The sequence below is a fragment of the Oleidesulfovibrio sp. genome (assembly GCF_047973035.1).
Taxonomy (GTDB): domain Bacteria; phylum Desulfobacterota; class Desulfovibrionia; order Desulfovibrionales; family Desulfovibrionaceae; genus Oleidesulfovibrio.
In genome coordinates this window covers 51,380-67,595 of record NZ_JBKEBF010000019.1, presented here as the reverse complement: position 1 = coordinate 67,595, position 16,216 = coordinate 51,380, and the positions used below count along the sequence as shown (strand labels likewise).

The window sequence follows — 16,216 nt, the reverse complement described above, 5'->3', positions numbered from 1 at the left end:
GTCAAGGTTGTTGTCTATAAAAAAAGCCGCTTCGTACGAGGCGGCTTTCAGCTTTTATGCAAAGAGGCTACACCCAGTTGGCATAGTCAGTTACCAGCAGGTGCAGCGGGGGCACATCTTCTTCAATCTTCGGGAAGCGGGGCATGACGTTATGGAACCGGTTGTCTGTGTTGTCATCATTTACAGAACTGACTTCTCCGACAAGAACCTTTCCACGTCCTTGCTGCCCGTAGAACCGGTGATACATGCCCTGTGAAAGAAATATCGACTCGCCCGGCTCCAGAATAACGGTTCCACCAGCGGGGACGGTCTGCGGAATACCGTCTATGAGTACAGTGACAGGAGACTCCGCAAGCTGTTCGTTTTCGTCGGAATTGTATAGCTCTATAACCAGATTTCCGCCGCCGCGATTGATAATATCTTCTGTTTTCGACCAGTGAAAATGCATGGGACAGATTTGTCCCTCACGCACAACCATGATCTTTTCTGCATAGGTTTTCGGGTGCTGCGTATTTTGATTACCATTGCGGATGGTAAAGAGGATTAGCCCTTTTTTTTCAAAATCGCCGCCTCCATAGTCGGTAATATCCCAGCCCAGCATGTTGTGCACTATTTCAAGGTCGCCTTTTCCTTTCCAGTCTTCAGGCTTCCAGTAGGCCCATTTAGGCAGACGAAAGCCTAACGCGTCAAAAAAGTCTTTAGTGTCCTGAATCAGTGCATTAATCTCACTGCGCTTCATGATGTTACTCCATGCGGTGTGGCGGGGCGTTAATAGCGTTTTCTTTGCCCGAAGCCTGTTCCCAGTACAGAAAACGTATTTTCTACAATAAAGAGGGCTCCTGGGTCAGTGGTAAACACTATTTCTTCCAGTTTTTTAAGCTGAATGTTGTTTATAACGCTCATCAGCACGTTTTTTTCAGCACCGGTGTAAGCACCGTATCCTTTAAGGATTGTGGCACCCCTGTGCATTTCGGACATGATACGTTTTGCAATGCCTTCGGTATCCTGCGAAATAATAAACACGACTTTGCGCTGGTTGAAAAGTGAAAGCGTGTACTCAATGGTGGCGGCAGTAATGAATACCATGATGATGGACGCAACTACAATGTCCGGCAGCATGTAGGTTGCTGTAAACATGTAAAGCACCAGATTGTAGCCGAAAGATGTTTTACCTACGCCTATGTTGTACTTTTGCAGCAGGTAAATGGCTATAATATCCATTCCACCACCGGAACCGACAGAACGCAGAATTATACCCGCACCGAAGCCGCTGAGGGCGCCGGCTGCAACAGCCGCGTACAGCTGGTTATGAATGGGGATAGTAATGTCGACAAAGGTATACAGCAGCGAAGTGAGCACAGTTGCATATAAACTGTATAGTACAAACCGCTTGCTGATTTTCAGATAGCCGAAAATGAAAATGGGAATGTTCAGAATGAGGTTGAGTGTACCCGGATCGAGCCACCCTGTCTGATAATACAATAAAGAAGCAAAGCCGAAAACCCCCCCAGGTACAAATTGCTGAGGAGTCGCCAGCCCTTTGAGAGAAATTGCAAAAATGCAGGAACCTGCTGTTATTAGCAGCAGGTTCCACACAACTGAGTAGTAGAAATCTCTGTTACGCATAGCCTGTCAGGATGGTTTGGCACAGGTGTGCATTATGTCGTTTGTTCTGTCTCGTACCTGCTAACTCTTTGCAACTGCATATAGTTGAGGGTGATGCTACACGAATGTGCACCAGCAGACAAGGAAGAGTCGGATTTTTCGTCATACTGACAGGGGATACGGAGCAATGCACCGATATCAGGTCAGCTGGCGTCCATTTCTTCCTGACAGTCTTTGCACAGGCTGCAGTTTGGCAGAGCTTCGATGCGTGCAGCAGGAATTTCTTCACCACACTCGCGGCAATGCGGTATTCCGTCAATCCATTCCGGCCCGGGGCCGGAAGCAAGACGGCTACGGGCCATGGAAATGGCGGCTTCACGCTCGCGTGTTTCCAGGTCACTGGCCTGATCAAACATGTCGGGCATTATGTTCTCCTTGGCAAATTGACAGAGGGATTGTTTTTGAAAAAAAGCCTAGCACCATATTACGGCGCGTACGTCAAGGTAAAAGTGGTTTTCGGTACTGGTTATTTTTTCAGTTCAACCCTGTTTCTGCCTTTTTCTTTGGCAATATATAGGGCTTGATCAGCAGCGCGGGTTAGAGAATCCATTGTGCCTGATTGATGGTCCAGCTCTGCCACGCCAATGCTTACTGTAACTGTTTGCATTGGCTGGCCCGGGCCGATTTCAATCGGCTCAGCCTCAATGGTTGCACGAAGGCGTTCTGCCGCATGCACAGCCTGCTCGGCCTGAGTTTCCGGCATAAGTATGATAAACTCTTCTCCCCCGATTCTGCCAAGGGTGTCGCTGGGGCGAACGGCCTGCTGCATGGTGGAAGAAATAACCTGCAACACTTTGTCGCCTGCCGCGTGGCCGAAAGTGTCATTAATCGATTTGAAGTGGTCGATATCCAGCATGACACAGCTCAAAGGGCGGGAAAAACGTCTGGCTCTGGCAATCTCGCTGCTTCCTACTGCAAAAAGATGGCGACGGTTAAAAAGCCCTGTCAGCGCATCCGTAAATGCCTGCGTACGTAGTTTGTGTTCATACTCTTTACGTTTGCTTACGTCGCGGGCCGTAATAAAAATATGACGTCCCTGCATGTCGGGCAGTATGTTCCACGACAACCAAAGCCAGTTGCCGTCTTTGGTTTTAAATCTGTTTTCCAGTGCGACAACAGGAATCCCCTGAAAAATATCGTTAAATGCATCAACTGTCAGTTCAGCGTCTTCGGGATGAATCATATTCAGCCGCGGGGGAAGGATTAATTCCCGAGTCTCCCATCCGAGCGTATTGTGCCAGGCGGGGTTTGCTTCCAGCAGCTTGCCGTCGAAGTCAGTCGTTGCAAGCATGTCTATGGAGTTTTTGAAAAGCATGTCGCGTTCTGCCTGCGTTTGCATGCGAGGCGTAATGTCTGTTGTCGTTCCTACCATCCGCAACGGTTTGCCCTGATGGTCTCTTTTGATAACAGCCCCGCGCTCAAGAACCCATATGATGTTGCCTTTGGCCGTCAGCATCCGGTGTTCAGACTCGAATTCATCAGTCATTCCGTCAAGGTGATTCTGTATCGCCTTGTGAACCCGTGCATAGTCTTTCGTCGGGACTATACGGGCCCATTCTTCTGGATGCCCGTATACAGGCGTATTTCCCCGTTCCAGCATCTGCTGCCAGCGGGATGAGTAGAATACCGTGTTTTCGGGAATGTCCCAGTCCCAGATGGCGTCCTTGTTGCCTGTCAGGGCATGGCTGAAACGTTCTTCGTTTTCGCGCGAACGTTCAAGTCCGCGCCTGTAGATGATCAATGCCACAGCAAGAACAATACCCACCATAAGCAAAACGCTTACGGTAAACCGCCAACGATTTTGCTGCTGAATGGCTTCGGTGACAGCGGAACCGGGAGCTGCCAGTGTGATTTTTAACTGCCTGCCGCCAAAATCCACAGTATTCCATGCCAGCAGAATTTCTGCCGGCATGGATGTGTCATTCTTAGAAAAGTCAAATACTCCGCTGCCGGAGCGGGCAGCAAGTACTTCCCTGAACACGTGCATGAGTTCATTCGAAATCTGCTGAACATCGTTGAATACATTCTTTCCGATGTATTTTGCATCTGGCGCAAACAGAATTGTTCCTTCGTCGGTAAGTATGAAGCCAGACCCGTTGTTGCCCTTTTGAAGATCTGCAAGATATCGTCTGGCCATGCCGGTCAAATTAACTACGGTGGCAGACATGGTCCTGAGCTGGCCGTTTTGAGGAAAAGGATACAGTAAACCTGCAAACTGATGCTTTGCGGTTATATGCAAAGGGGCAATCAGCCTGTCATCAGAAAGGCTCTGACTGGCTTGTGCCCAGTTTTCAGAAATCCATTTCCGGGCAATCAGTGCTGCCTCTTCAGCCTCCGGCAAGGATGACATGTCAACACTGTCTACCTTGGTAGGGGATTGCATGATTGCATATGCAAGGATGCTCGGATGTTCTGCCACGTAGGTGCTGAGAACAGCAGCCTGCTTATTGTCGCCGGATCGAAGGGCCAGGCGCGAGTACTCGGCCAACGTGTGGGTTGAGGTGCTTATCAAGCTCAGCTGGTCTTCGATGGCATTGGTGACAACGCGCACCTGCAGAACTTGCTGTTTGTTGAATTGTTCCGCGTATTCTGACGCGGTAGTGAATTCTATGCTGACCATGGCAACGATAAATGCCGAAAAGCTGAGAATGGCCATGGCAAGCGGGAAAAAGTATTTTCTCATCGATACTTCTTTGAGGGGTAAAACTTTTACAGGCTTTTTGAGAGTATAGCGCATCAGGCGGGTGGACGCGAATATTTTTCGGCGATTTATTATCACTTTATGATTATTATAAATAATGATCTAACTTTCATTTTTGAAAGTTTTTAGGGTTAATCGAAAAAAAAAGTTTAGAATGTTTTCTTTTTTGTTGCTTTGTAGGCAATGTCTATCATATATTGAAGTTGTTCACATGGTGAATAGAGGGGCGCTGCAATTTCCTGCAGATTATTGAAGACGTTGCCCCGCAGCCATGGAGTTGATATTTCCACATTCGACAAGTCTGGAATCCTCCTCCAGACTGGAAAGCGCGCCTGAGTGTCTAAATCCCGGTCACACAGCCGCAATAGAAAAAGCCCCGTCCTCAACCGGGGCTTTTTTGTTTTTTGTGTGGCAGCGTGCTATATACCGGTAAATGGCAAGTCGTTGTCTGAACAGGTTTGTTAGGAGGTGAGATGAGGCAGAGCAATCTACGATTGCTGGTGAAGGGCGTTATGTACGTTATACTGGCAACCGCATTGTTTTTTCTTGTTGACGTGGGCCGCTATGTAGTGTGGCCGGATGTTTCTGATCTCACCTCTGAAAATCCTTCATCTACAGCGTATATGGAGCACAGGGCTGCCATTGACGGGCGGTCGGTGCCCAAGCTGCGTTGGGTGTCTCTTAAATCTGTTTCTCCATGGCTTGTGCGTGCTGTTACAATCTCTGAAGACGATAACTTTTGGAATCATGAAGGGTTTGACTTTGAAGGCATGCGTGTGGCGTTTCTGCGTAATCTTGAGGAAGGCCGCTTTGCCGCAGGTGGCAGCTCAATTACCCAGCAGCTTGCAAAAAATTTATACCTTACGCCGGATAAGGACATAAGTCGTAAGATAAAAGAAGCTGTGCTGGCTATCCGGCTTGAAAGTGCATTAAGCAAACGGCGCATTCTGGAAATATATCTGAACGTAATAGAGTGGGGTGACGGAATTTACGGTATTGCCGCTGCTGCGAAGCATTTTTATGGAGTAGCTCCGGCAGACCTGACTGCAGAACAGGCAGCGTGGCTAGTTGCCGTGCTGCCTGCCCCTCGTAAATACTCTCCTGTCTCCGGTTCCCGTTATGTTTCGAACAGAGCCAATATTTTTTTAAGTCGCATGTTGCGGCGGGCTCAACGTTAGAGGTCAGGAGGCAACGTTTCCGGCAGATTGTCTTTCCCGCCGATACGATAGGCGGGAAAGACAGTTTTTTTGAGGGGGAACTATAAGGAGAGCAGCAAAAGGCTGTGATATGCCAGTCCGCAGCAGAACAGAACAAGGCATGCCGGAGCTATCTTACGCCATGCAGAACCCAGACTGCATCTGAAGTATTGGCAGGTCAGCACGAAGCAAATGTGCAGCGGCGTTGCCATTATGCCCGTAAATCCGGAGAAAATAGCCAATACAATGTACGCTGGAAGATATTCCTGCATGCCAGCCTGAGCTACAAGCGAGATGATGAGCGGAAAGGTTGCGCCGACATACGCCATGGTGATGCCGGAAACTGCGCCGACGCAAAATGGTAAAATTATGGTGCTCGCCGTTAAGGCTACTTGGTCGTCACCAAGTTTGGCGAGTTGTTTTACTACTCCGGCAGCGTCCAGTACCCCCTTGAAAATGAAAATGGATGCAATGACAAGAACCATCTGCCACAAGTGTCTGCGCAGCAGTGCTTTTTTTAATATATGAATGGTTTCCTTGTTCTGCAGCATTGCCGTCATGAGACCCGCTGCCAGCGCGACTATGATTCCTACTTCAAAAGGGATGGCGGGAATAAGGCGGGATAACGCCGTTTCTAAAAAGACTGCACCGGCAATGGCTACCAGAAGAGGAAGGCCTTCTTTTTCCATACAATATTGACTGTTGGCGGGTATTGCGTCCTTTCCGTCGGAAAATTCTTCCGGCAACGGGAGTACGGCAGGACGGAGAAGAAAATACCAGCCGCAGGCAACCATAACCAGCATCCCCGGCAATCCCAGCAGGCAGATTGTTGCTATGGGCACACCGGACATGGACGCGGCAAGAATTATTCCCGGGTAAAGGGGCCACCATGTTTCCCAAATGTGTCTGAACCAGTAGTTGAGGGCAGTAAGAGTTGAGTCCTTCAGTTGCATTTTTTCGGCAACTGCTCCGATCATGGGGGCGGAGAACACTGCGCCGCCGGGCATAGGCAACAGACCTATAAGAACAGGAAAGAATACAAGGCGAAGCCGCGGGTTCCGAAGATGGCCGGAAACCGCATGCATCAGACGTGTGGTCTGACCGGTTTTCTCAAGAACATCACTTAAAAGCAAAATAAGCAGTACAATGGCCGAGAGCATCAATGTTTGCGGATGCGAGAGCGCAAAGACGGCTGTTCCAGCCCATAATTCAGGAGACAGATCGAAAAACAGGGCAATGGTTGCTGCTCCTGCAATTATGGAAATGCCCAGATTTATCCGGCACCGTATGGCCGCAAGCATGATTATAAAAGCGGCTGCCAGTTTTATAACGGGCAGAAAGTGAAGGATGTCTGGCAATGGTATATCCTTGTGTTGTTATGTATGATACACTTAATACGACGTTTGGCACAGAAGGCTGATGTTTCATTCTGCGACGTGTTGAAGTACGGCAATAACATGGTTATATGCCTTATAACAATCATGAAAGCCTTGCGTAAGTAGTAAAAACGTTTTACCGTTAGAGGACACATTTTGTTCGTAGGGCTTGACCTGCGAAGAACTCTGTTCTACCCAATCGACTTGCCAACACCTGTTTCGGACAGTGTCGAACAGCCTCGCGACCGCACGGCCGCGTGGCGTTTTTTCTTATTGTCGTTGGCAAAAAAATACCGAGGAATGTCAAGGAATCTAAAATGAGCACGATCCCGATTTCAGTTGAAGGTTTTGAACTGGTAAAAAGAGACTTGGAGCGGCTGAAGAAAGAGCGTCCCGAAGTTATTCAGGCGATTAAAGAAGCACGCGAAGAAGGCGACCTGAGCGAAAACGCCGGCTACGATGCCGCGCGCGAACGGCAGGGCATGCTTGAAGCACGTATTAGTAACATCGAATCGCGTATGCCCCGTTTTAACGTTATCGATATGAGAAATCTGGGCGGAGAGCGCGTAACCTACGGTGCGACTGTAGAGCTTGAAGATCTTGATACCGGTGAAATGCGTGTCTATACGCTTGTCGGCCCTGATGAGACTGACTACGTAAAAGGCAGCATATCTGTACTTTCACCTGTTGCCAAAGCTGTTCTTGGCAAAGAAGAAGGTGACGAAGTCGTAGTTGATGCCCCGCGCGGTAAAATTCACTACGAAATTGTTTCCATCAACTTCAACGGTCCCGTCATCACCCTCGATTAAATTTACGGGCTAGTCTGGATGTGCTCCTGTCGGCGCCACCGGGCGGCCTGAAAGCATCCGGTGACACCAGACAGCTAGTCAGCTCATGAGCCTCGTCTTTGACGGGGCTTTTCTTTTGTCCATAAAGGGAAATACATAATAAAGCGTTATTTGGCGTGTGCGTGTTTAACGCGATTACATTTGTAATAAAAATCGACAGTCGTTAGATGCGGCCTTTAGCTTATCCGCTTTTGCGATTCTGCAACGCGAAGGGGAAAAGCGGATAAGCTTAAGGCAATGATCAAATACTGCCGTCGGACAGGCTGATGCGGGCCATGCTCTCCTCTTCACTAAGAACTGATAATACTCGTTTATGGTTTGCCTTTTTCCAGAAGAACGTCCGGGAAAGTTGATTTGATGCAGGGTGCTAGCACAAATGATTTGCGGTGTGTCGATTTTATTTACATTTTTTGTGTGTTTTGTGTTTTTAGTAATATGTGTAATGCACTAATTTTTTTAATGATTAATTCTGGTGGAATATATATTGCTTGCAAAAACACTTCGCACATCAGATCTGATGTTTTCTATAACTAGCTGGGGGGATTCAGCTTATGAAATTTCGTGTACTTTTTGTCGCTCTGGCGGCGGTGATGACGTTTGCCGTTTCCGTTGCATCTGCAGCTGTAGTTAATTCCTGGGACTATAAATATGCTGCAGGATTTACAGGCTGGAACTTGACCGGTGAAGGCGAAGACTTTGAAGCCAAGCGCTGGGTTTGGGTTGGAGAGGACAGCTATCGTACCCTTAAATGGGGGGATGATGACAGCCGGAACGGGCAAAGTAAGCTGCAGTTGATCATGAACGCCAAACGGCCGTGGGATGACTACAGATCTGGAACTGTCTTCACCGGCGGAGCCGCAGCGGGTGCCATGACCATGAAACATGTAAACCGCCCTATTTACGGTGATAGCCTTATTTCCGGCACTGTAAAGGCCATGCTGGAGCTGGAAGCAAAGGATCCTTTTGAGGGACCGAAAAAAAGACTTTCCACAGCCCTTGAGTTTGCATTTTATGAAACTCCTAACGGAAAAGATAACATGGCCGATATTTTCATCCTTACGAACCCCGGTGTGACCACTGAAGGGTTCGAGTACGAAGGTGAACGGTATATGCTTAACTTTACCGGCAGCTTTGGCGTAATACATGATTCGTACATCAGTGCGCTTGGCCTTGATCGTGATGTCACGTACTATGGGTGGGTAACGCCCGAAAACGCTACTACATCTGTTGATACTTCCTTTACCATCTCGCATGTACGAGAGTCAGTGCCTACTCCCACTCCTGAGCCTGCAACGTTGGGGTTGATGGGGCTTGGGCTGGTCGCACTTGGGTTGTACTCGCGCACGAAGCGCAATAAGGCATAAGCCAGCAAGGGCTAACTACATCAAGTGCCGGCTTGGCTCCTGCGAACCTTCCATTGTCCGGCTGCGCCTTTCGGCTTTACCGAGTTACCGAACTTGCACAAAAAAAGCGCTCCACATTGCGGAGCGCTTTTTTTGTGTCGCTATCAGGACATGGATGTTGCTGGTTTAGCGGAGCGATAAGAACGTTGAGGTGTTTCCTTGGGCGGGTTTCCTTCGATGATGTCACTGGCGCGCGCAAGTGCGGCGGTAATGTCGGGAAGGATATTGTCCGACCCGATAACTGTTGATGTGCCCAGTCTGTGCAATTCTGCCATAGGGCTTTGCCGTACGCCGGAAAGAATGAGCACCGTCCCATTAGCCTTGCAGCGGTTGTGCAGTAACTCGAGAGCGTTAATGGCCGTGGAATCAATGGTGGGCACCTTGCGCATTCTTAAAATGAATACTTTCGGTGCCTTTTCCATGATATCAAGAACACTTTTAAATCTGTCCGCCACTCCGAAAAAGAAGGGGCCGTCAATTTCGTAAATGCGTACACCGGCTGGGATGTTTGTAAGAGGTTCTGTTGTTGTTCCCGAAACGTTAGTGACACACTGATCGGATTCTTTGATTCTGGTTACTGTGCTCATGCGTTGCATGAAAAGAAGGGAAGCGAGCACAACTCCCACGTTTACGGCAATAGTTAAATCGACCATTACCGTCAGTCCGAATGTTATACACATGACGGCAACATCGGATTTGGGTGCTTTCAGCAGGCGCATGAATTTGTGAATTTCGCTCATGTCCCACGCAACAACAACGAGTACTCCAGCAAGAGCAGCCAACGGGATGTATGCCGCAATTGGTGCCAGAAAAAGCACGAAAAGAACTAATACGACAGCGTGAATCATGCCGGAAACGGGAGAGTATGCTCCGGCACGTATGTTTGTTGCTGTTCGCGCAATTGCACCGGTAGCGGGAATGCCGCCGAAAAATGCTGCAGCGATATTTGCTGTGCCTTGAGCCAGAAGTTCAGTGTTGGCGTTGTGGCGGCTGCCGGTCATCCCGTCTGCGACTACGCACGAAAGCAGAGATTCGATGCCTGCCAGCAGTGCCACCGTTATTGCATCAGGCAGCAGTAACTGCATTTTTTCAAGGCTGAACTCCGGCAGGGCGAATTGCGGTAATTGCTGGGGGATACCGCCGAAGCGGGAGCCGATGGTCTCGACAGGCAAGTTGCATGCCCATGCCAGAGTGGAGATTGCCACAACAGCCATAACAGGGGCAGGTATCCTTGGAATGTATCGCCTTACCCCCAGAATAATGGCTAACGTCAGTATACCCAGTGTCGCCGTTGTGATATTGATATGGTTGATGTTCGTAATATATGTCTGCCACTTTTCAATGAAATCTGGCGGTACTGAGTGCAAGCTTAATCCCAGAAAGTCATTCATCTGCGATGAAAAGATCAGTAACGCGATGCCCGCAGTAAAGCCTGTGGTCACAGGATAGGGTATGTAGCTGATCAGCTTGCCCAGTCTCAGAATCCCGAACAGCAGTAATATTACTCCTGCCATCATGGTTGTAAGCAGCAGTCCGCCGTACCCGTGCTTTGCAATGATGTTGAAAACGATAATGACAAAAGCACCGGTTGGCCCGCCGATCTGGTAACGGCTTCCGCCAAGGGCGGAGATCAGGAAGCCTGCTACAATGGCAGTGAACAGCCCTTTTTCAGGAGTGGCTCCGGAAGCAATGGCAAAAGCCATGGCCAGAGGCAGGGCGACAATGCCTACTGTTGTTCCAGAGCAAAGATCGCGAAGAAAAGATTGTTTGGAATAACCGTGGCGAAGAATGGAAATGGCCTTGGGCAGGAACCCTTCCCTGTCCGAGGCCGTGTTTTGAGAATACATCAAGAGGCCTCCTATATTCTTAGCGCAGTAATGGCGCCAAGTAGGGAGGCATACTCCTCGGAAACTGTTGTGGCAATAGAGTTTGTAAGATTTTTGTCTTGATGTTCAAGTATGAAAGTGTAGTTGCTTTTTGTACTTGCGCTTGTGCTTTTTTGTACAAGTCGATGTGGCGCGTAATCGTACTGTTTAAGTGATAGTTATGAAGTCCGCGCCACGCATGATTGTACACGCTGCTTTGTTGTAATTGTGAAAATGCATTTTATTAATCTGATGTGCTGTATGATGTGCAACGCTATCGCGTATTTTTATTACGAAATGCGTTGTACTTATTGCACGAATATAACCAGCGTACTTGTTTGCGGCAGGTTGCAACGCGTCCGGCTTACCTCTTCGCTATAATAATCACAAATATTGCCAGGCTTTTTTCTGAGCCTGCCATTAAGGGGCAGACACCCTTGTTAAAGCATACGTCGAGCTTGTTTTATGCTGCAGTTGCAAGTTCTATTCAGGATAATTTATGGCTCACGTCGATGGCGGGCTTATGCGGATGGCAAAGAAGTGAGAAGATAGTGCCTGCGGTGGAAAGCGAAAGGCTTTCCACCGCAGGCTTGTTTGTGAGGGTACGACTATTTTTTAGCTGGCAGAATGAATGAAGCTAAAACTCCGATTGCCAGTGTTCCGATGACAATCAACACGCTTACCTGAGGATCAATGTGGATGCCGGTATCACCGAATACATGGTTCCACGACTGTAGTGTCATCTTTGCAGCGATAAAGAAGAGCAGTGCGACTACAGCTTTCTTAAGGTGTACAAGGTAGTCTGTCAGCGCGGCAATGACAAAGTACAAAGTTCTCAGGCCGAGAATTGCAAATATCATTGCTGCATAGACAAGCAGAGGCTCCTGCGTGACTGAGATGACTGCCGGTACCGAGTCAAAGGCGAAAGCAAGGTCTGAAGCTTCAATGGCGACGAGGCATAGAAAAGCCGGAGTCGCATACCATAATCCTTTGCGTGTGACAGGTGCAGAGTCGCTCTCTGATTTGATTTCATCATGCTTCATAAAAAAACGCTCACCAAAGAGGCGCGTGTAAACAGGCATTAATTTGCCGATACAGTTAACGCTCCAGTGATGGGTGTAATCTTCAATCTCTTCGCCGGTGCTTTTGTCTCGCAACATCTGTACGCCACTCCATGCAACAAACGCTGCAAAGAGAAAACCAACCCACGGTGTTGCATAGAAAAGCCCAGTGCCGATGACAACGAAAATGGCTCTGAAGGCCAAGGCGCCAAGAATGCCCCAGTACAAAATTCTATGCTGAAGGTGTGAGTTAATCCCGAAGCTTGAAAAAATGGCAATGAAGACTACCAGGTTGTCTATTGAAAGGCTTTTTTCAAGCAAATATCCCGCAAGATACATGTCCGCCCAGTATTTATCAAAACGTATCCATAAGTATACGTAGAATAGTAAGGCGATGACAATCCAGAATGCACACCACTTGGCAGCACTCGTAATAGAGATGCTTTTTGCTTTTCTGTGAGCGAATAAATCCAGATAGATTGATACAGCAATTGTTCCAAAGAATATTGCAATCACTTCTATAGGAAAGCCAAAATGTTCCATGAATACCCCGGACTATCATTATGAAGAAGTTATGATGGCGACATCAAACTTGTCTGATCAAAAATACTATTGCAGCACTTTGTCAATAGATAAGTGAAATGTAAGAATATTAAAGTTGTTTTTGAGTTAAATGATGCGATACTTTTGGTGTGTCGTTTGGTGCTATTATTCACTGAGTAGAGTATGTGATTATTTTTTGCATAATGTGCTAAAAAATGCACATTTGATTGATTCACACGAATTCATAGTAGCGTACAAGCATTAGCGTGCAGTTTTGATGGCACTTAACATCGTGAGTGCTCAAAGGATTGTAGTTCATAGGAGCTTTATGGCAGTGTGTAATTTACGCTGGCGCCAAAGGTTGCGTTATAAGCTGTTAGAAAACCCAATGTGTTAGGTGGGGACGTGGCGCTAGTACGTTGATCTCACCGTTCTTAATGTTTAGAGATTCAAAACGCTTTTTTGCGGGATGAAAGGCTAAAACTTAGCCTTGGAATGCTGCCTCATTCTTACTTTTCAAAAAAAAGACCAACGGTGATGTAAGGTCACGCAGGTAGGGATGTGTGCGATGCGTACCTGTGCACACTAATTGTGACTGGTATTGTGAAGGATGTGTGTGAAACTTTTTTCTGTAATCATTCTCAGTCGTTGAATGATAATTTGTTATTTTGAAAACGGAAAAAGGCACTTACAGTTTGGATCTGTAAGTGCCTTGCTTCATTCTGGTACCGAGGGCGAGACTCGAATAAAGGCACAATTTTTCATGCTGTAATGGGTTTAAATCTATTGCTTTTTGAGAAAGGTGGATTGCTCGCCCTCTGATCCCTGACCTAGCGTTTTGACCCTGTTGATGTCAAGGGTGTGTGGGGATTGCCGCCCAACAGGACGCCTATGCGGAGCGGTATAATCGGACCGTCCGCTCCGATTGGCTTGGGCAGTTTCTGTTCTCAAGCAGTGAAGAAGTACAGGACCACGCCGCCAACTGGTTGTGGACCTACAATAATGAACGACCTAACATGGGAATCGGGGGAATTACCCCTGCCCAAAAACTGAGAATGGCTGCATAGCCTCTACTTTTCAGGCCTCCTAAAAATGGTGGGATTACCGACCACGAACTACACACCAACTGTTCCCCTGCCTCGCGGCACGAGTATCCCAACTCCGTAACGAGCTTAACGGCGGGCAGCTTGATCCTTTTCGAATATTTAATTGGTCTTCCCATGTACTTTTCTTCATGGGCGGACAATCGCCTCTCGCCTCTCGCCTTTCGCCTCTCGCCTTATGACGTCATCTTTAGGGCACTTCAACGTGATGATGGTTAATTATTCACGCGCTTCCTCCCTAGCCAGTTCGAGATCTTTCAGCACGCCTACGTACCCTTCAATTTTGCTTTGATATTTCCTAAGGCCAATGATCTTGTTCAACTCTTGCTTGGCCTGTTTCCAGTCTTTTCGTTCCCATGCGCAAAGGGCCAGAAAAAAATGTGCTTCAGGAGCGTTGTCGGAGTTAAGCTCTTTGCGAAATATGACTTCCGATTTATCGAACTGGCGGGATTGATAGAGTAATTTTCCTTTGCTTAATTGTGCGGAGCCTTCTCTCGAATGCCGGTCCAGATAATCAATGGCTTGTTGGATTCGTCCGGCAGAAGCTAGCAGCGCCGCGATAGTGAGCATCTCTTCATGCTCTGGAGACGCTCCGTAAGCACGTTGCAGGGTGGTGACGGCCATGAGTGGAGCCTGTTGATACTTATACAACGAGGCAAGACGCTCCAAATCCTGACGTGAGGGAGTAAACAGGCTGTAGCCGACTTCTAACGCTCCAGCTGCTTCTGGATATTCTTCACTTTCCAGATGCAGCTTGGCCAGTAGCTTCCAATACTCGGCATCTTCAGGGCTGACGGAAAGGTAATTAAGGACCATTTTTTTTGCTTTGGCTAACTGACCAGCTTCCAGCAGTGCGTGGATTGCCAACCGAATCCAGTCTTTATGTGGCCTTGGAGACTGACTCAGGAGTAGTTGTAACACTCTTGCAGAATCCAGATATTTTTCACCCAGATAATAGGCGGAGCCAGCCTGATAGAGTAGGTCGGACCTGTCTGTCTTTCGTAAAACATAGGTCTTTTCGAACATCCCGCCTGCTTCGGCATAGCGTTGTAGTTCATGCATGGTAATGGCGGTGTTCAAGCTCAGAAACTCGTTGTCCGGGTACGCGTTTAGTCCTTTTTGAAAGATGAGTATGGCTTTGTTTTTGTTTCCTGACTGGTACAGAGCATTGCCCAGAATGACGTAAACTTGCGCGTGAATCGCTTCTTGTGTCGTATTCATATATCCGGTGATCAGAGTCGCGGCATCAGTATACAGCTTGTCGTTTATAAGCATTTGGGCCCTGTGTAGCACCTGACGGCCTTCAGGTGGAAGCTTGGCCAGCGCATCACTAGTTAGCAGAAGAACAACAAACGCTGTTGTCATAAATAGGCGTAAGTTTTTCATTGTGTCAGCTCGAAGTTGAAAGGGATTATGACCCAAGTGTCCACTGCTTGGCCTTTGTAGTAACCGGGCCTGAACTTCCAGCGGTTGGCAGCATTGAGCGCTGCTGTTTCAAATACGCCTGAAGGTGTGGCTGAATGAATGGAAAGGTTACTTGGTTTGCCTTGGCTGGTAACCAGCATACGAACGATAACTTCACCTTCAATATGGTTGCGTTTGGCTCCATAAGGGTACTCAGGTGGTACTCTTCGCGTGACTTGCGGTGCTTCGTCCACTTCATCCATGCTAAAGCCGATACCGCCAAGGTCGCCCGTGGGCATGGCGATGCCGTCTTTGAGGCCTGAGTGCATGTCTGCACTGAAATTAGGCGTGCTGATGTTGATACGTGGCTTGACGTTTTCGGCGCGTGCTTTGGAAGAAAATGTTTTCGGCAGATTTTTTGGAGGTTTGGCCTCTTTTAATTCTTTTCGTTTGAGTGGTTCCGTCGGCTTGTCTTTATGGGGTTGGGCAATGCGGATGGCTCCTTGCACTACGGTGAAGTCTCCGGCTTGTTCTGCGTCATTCAAAAGCAACACACCGATATAGATAATCCCAGACACAAGGATTGCGGTCAAACTGGCGGCCACAAAATCGCTTGATTCTTTTACCTTGCGGGCCATTATTCTTTCCTTGCCGCAATGCTGATGTTTTGCACTCCTGCAAGGCGGCACTGGTCTAGCACCTGAACAGCCGCGCCGGTCATGCTTTCTTTGTCAGCTACAATAACCACCGAGCCATCCGGTGTTTCCGCCAGAAAGCGTTCCATGTAGGCACGTACCGTGCGAATATCCAGAGGTCTGCCTTCCACGAAGATTTGCCCTTCAGCTGTAAGTCCTAGAATAACATTCGCTTTTTCTTTAGCTTCGGCGGTCTGGGCGGAAGGGCGCTGTACATCCACTCCAGCCTCGCGCACAAAGCTGGTGGTGACGATGAAGAAAATAAGCAGGATGAAAACCATATCGATGAGCGGCGTCATGTTGAGCTCGCTCCTGCGAGCTCGCGCACCGCGTGCGTAACGGAGGTTTTTCATATC

General features: G+C 48.2%; 13 protein-coding genes and 1 pseudogene. 4 read left to right on the top strand and 10 right to left on the bottom strand.

Going from position 1 to position 16,216, the window contains the following annotated elements:
- Positions 1 to 67 precede the first annotated feature (67 nt).
- The 4 genes from ACK5LI_RS05635 to ACK5LI_RS05620 form a co-directional block, all read right to left on the bottom strand.
- Positions 68 to 739, bottom strand: a complete 672-nt coding sequence (locus ACK5LI_RS05635) for a D-lyxose/D-mannose family sugar isomerase (protein WP_416947066.1) — start codon at positions 737 to 739, stop codon at positions 68 to 70.
- Between the two features lie 29 nt (positions 740 to 768).
- Positions 769 to 1,626, bottom strand: coding sequence for a YitT family protein (locus ACK5LI_RS05630; RefSeq protein WP_416947064.1), 858 nt, complete (start codon positions 1,624 to 1,626; stop codon positions 769 to 771).
- Between the two features lie 182 nt (positions 1,627 to 1,808).
- Entirely contained in the window at positions 1,809 to 2,030 is a 222-nt protein-coding gene (locus tag ACK5LI_RS05625) for a TraR/DksA family transcriptional regulator (protein WP_416947062.1), read from the bottom strand.
- Positions 2,031 to 2,131: 101 nt separating this feature from the next.
- Entirely contained in the window at positions 2,132 to 4,348 is a 2,217-nt protein-coding gene (locus ACK5LI_RS05620; RefSeq protein WP_416947060.1) for a diguanylate cyclase, read from the bottom strand.
- Between the two features lie 491 nt (positions 4,349 to 4,839).
- On the opposite strand from ACK5LI_RS05620, the gene mtgA reads away from it, so the two are divergent.
- The gene (gene mtgA / locus ACK5LI_RS05615; RefSeq protein ID WP_416947058.1) at positions 4,840 to 5,544 is read left to right on the top strand and encodes a monofunctional biosynthetic peptidoglycan transglycosylase; all 705 of its coding nucleotides are present in this window, start codon (positions 4,840 to 4,842) and stop codon (positions 5,542 to 5,544) included.
- Positions 5,545 to 5,624: 80 nt separating this feature from the next.
- Here mtgA and ACK5LI_RS05610 read toward each other — a convergent pair whose 3' ends face one another.
- Positions 5,625 to 6,920, bottom strand: a complete 1,296-nt coding sequence (locus tag ACK5LI_RS05610) for a DUF401 family protein (RefSeq protein WP_416947056.1) — start codon at positions 6,918 to 6,920, stop codon at positions 5,625 to 5,627.
- Between the two features lie 335 nt (positions 6,921 to 7,255).
- Between ACK5LI_RS05610 and greA the strand changes: the two genes are divergently transcribed.
- Both greA and ACK5LI_RS05600 read left to right on the top strand, forming a co-directional pair.
- Positions 7,256 to 7,747 (top strand): transcription elongation factor GreA, encoded by a 492-nt coding sequence (gene greA / locus ACK5LI_RS05605; protein ID WP_416947054.1) that lies wholly within the window; start codon positions 7,256 to 7,258, stop codon positions 7,745 to 7,747.
- 590 nt (positions 7,748 to 8,337) lie between these two features.
- Positions 8,338 to 9,150, top strand: a complete 813-nt coding sequence (locus ACK5LI_RS05600) for a THxN family PEP-CTERM protein (RefSeq protein WP_416947052.1) — start codon at positions 8,338 to 8,340, stop codon at positions 9,148 to 9,150.
- A 143-nt stretch (positions 9,151 to 9,293) separates the two neighbouring features.
- On the opposite strand, the gene ACK5LI_RS05595 is transcribed toward ACK5LI_RS05600, so the two are convergent.
- Positions 9,294 to 11,036, bottom strand: coding sequence for a SulP family inorganic anion transporter (locus tag ACK5LI_RS05595; RefSeq protein WP_416947050.1), 1,743 nt, complete (start codon positions 11,034 to 11,036; stop codon positions 9,294 to 9,296).
- 626 nt (positions 11,037 to 11,662) lie between these two features.
- Complete coding sequence (locus ACK5LI_RS05590; RefSeq protein WP_416947048.1) at positions 11,663 to 12,658, bottom strand: TerC/Alx family metal homeostasis membrane protein; 996 nt, start codon at positions 12,656 to 12,658, stop codon at positions 11,663 to 11,665.
- An 878-nt stretch (positions 12,659 to 13,536) separates the two neighbouring features.
- Between ACK5LI_RS05590 and ACK5LI_RS05585 the strand changes: the two are divergent.
- A pseudogene (locus ACK5LI_RS05585) lies at positions 13,537 to 13,725 on the top strand (integrase core domain-containing protein); the annotation flags it as partial.
- A gap of 255 nt (positions 13,726 to 13,980) precedes the next feature.
- Here the strand turns inward: ACK5LI_RS05585 and ACK5LI_RS05580 are convergent.
- From ACK5LI_RS05580 to ACK5LI_RS05570, 3 genes are read right to left on the bottom strand one after another with little or no spacing between them, the layout of a single operon-like run.
- A complete protein-coding gene (locus tag ACK5LI_RS05580; protein WP_416947046.1) occupies positions 13,981 to 15,147 on the bottom strand; it encodes a tetratricopeptide repeat protein in 1,167 nt (388 codons plus the stop codon).
- Positions 15,144 to 15,803: a TonB family protein gene (locus ACK5LI_RS05575; protein WP_416947044.1), complete on the bottom strand. Its 660-nt coding sequence runs from the start codon at positions 15,801 to 15,803 to the stop codon at positions 15,144 to 15,146. Before ACK5LI_RS05575 ends, ACK5LI_RS05580 begins: the two co-directional genes overlap by 4 nt.
- Complete coding sequence (locus ACK5LI_RS05570; RefSeq protein ID WP_416947042.1) at positions 15,803 to 16,213, bottom strand: ExbD/TolR family protein; 411 nt, start codon at positions 16,211 to 16,213, stop codon at positions 15,803 to 15,805. Before ACK5LI_RS05570 ends, ACK5LI_RS05575 begins: the two co-directional genes overlap by 1 nt.
- Between the last annotated feature and the right edge of the window lie 3 nt (positions 16,214 to 16,216).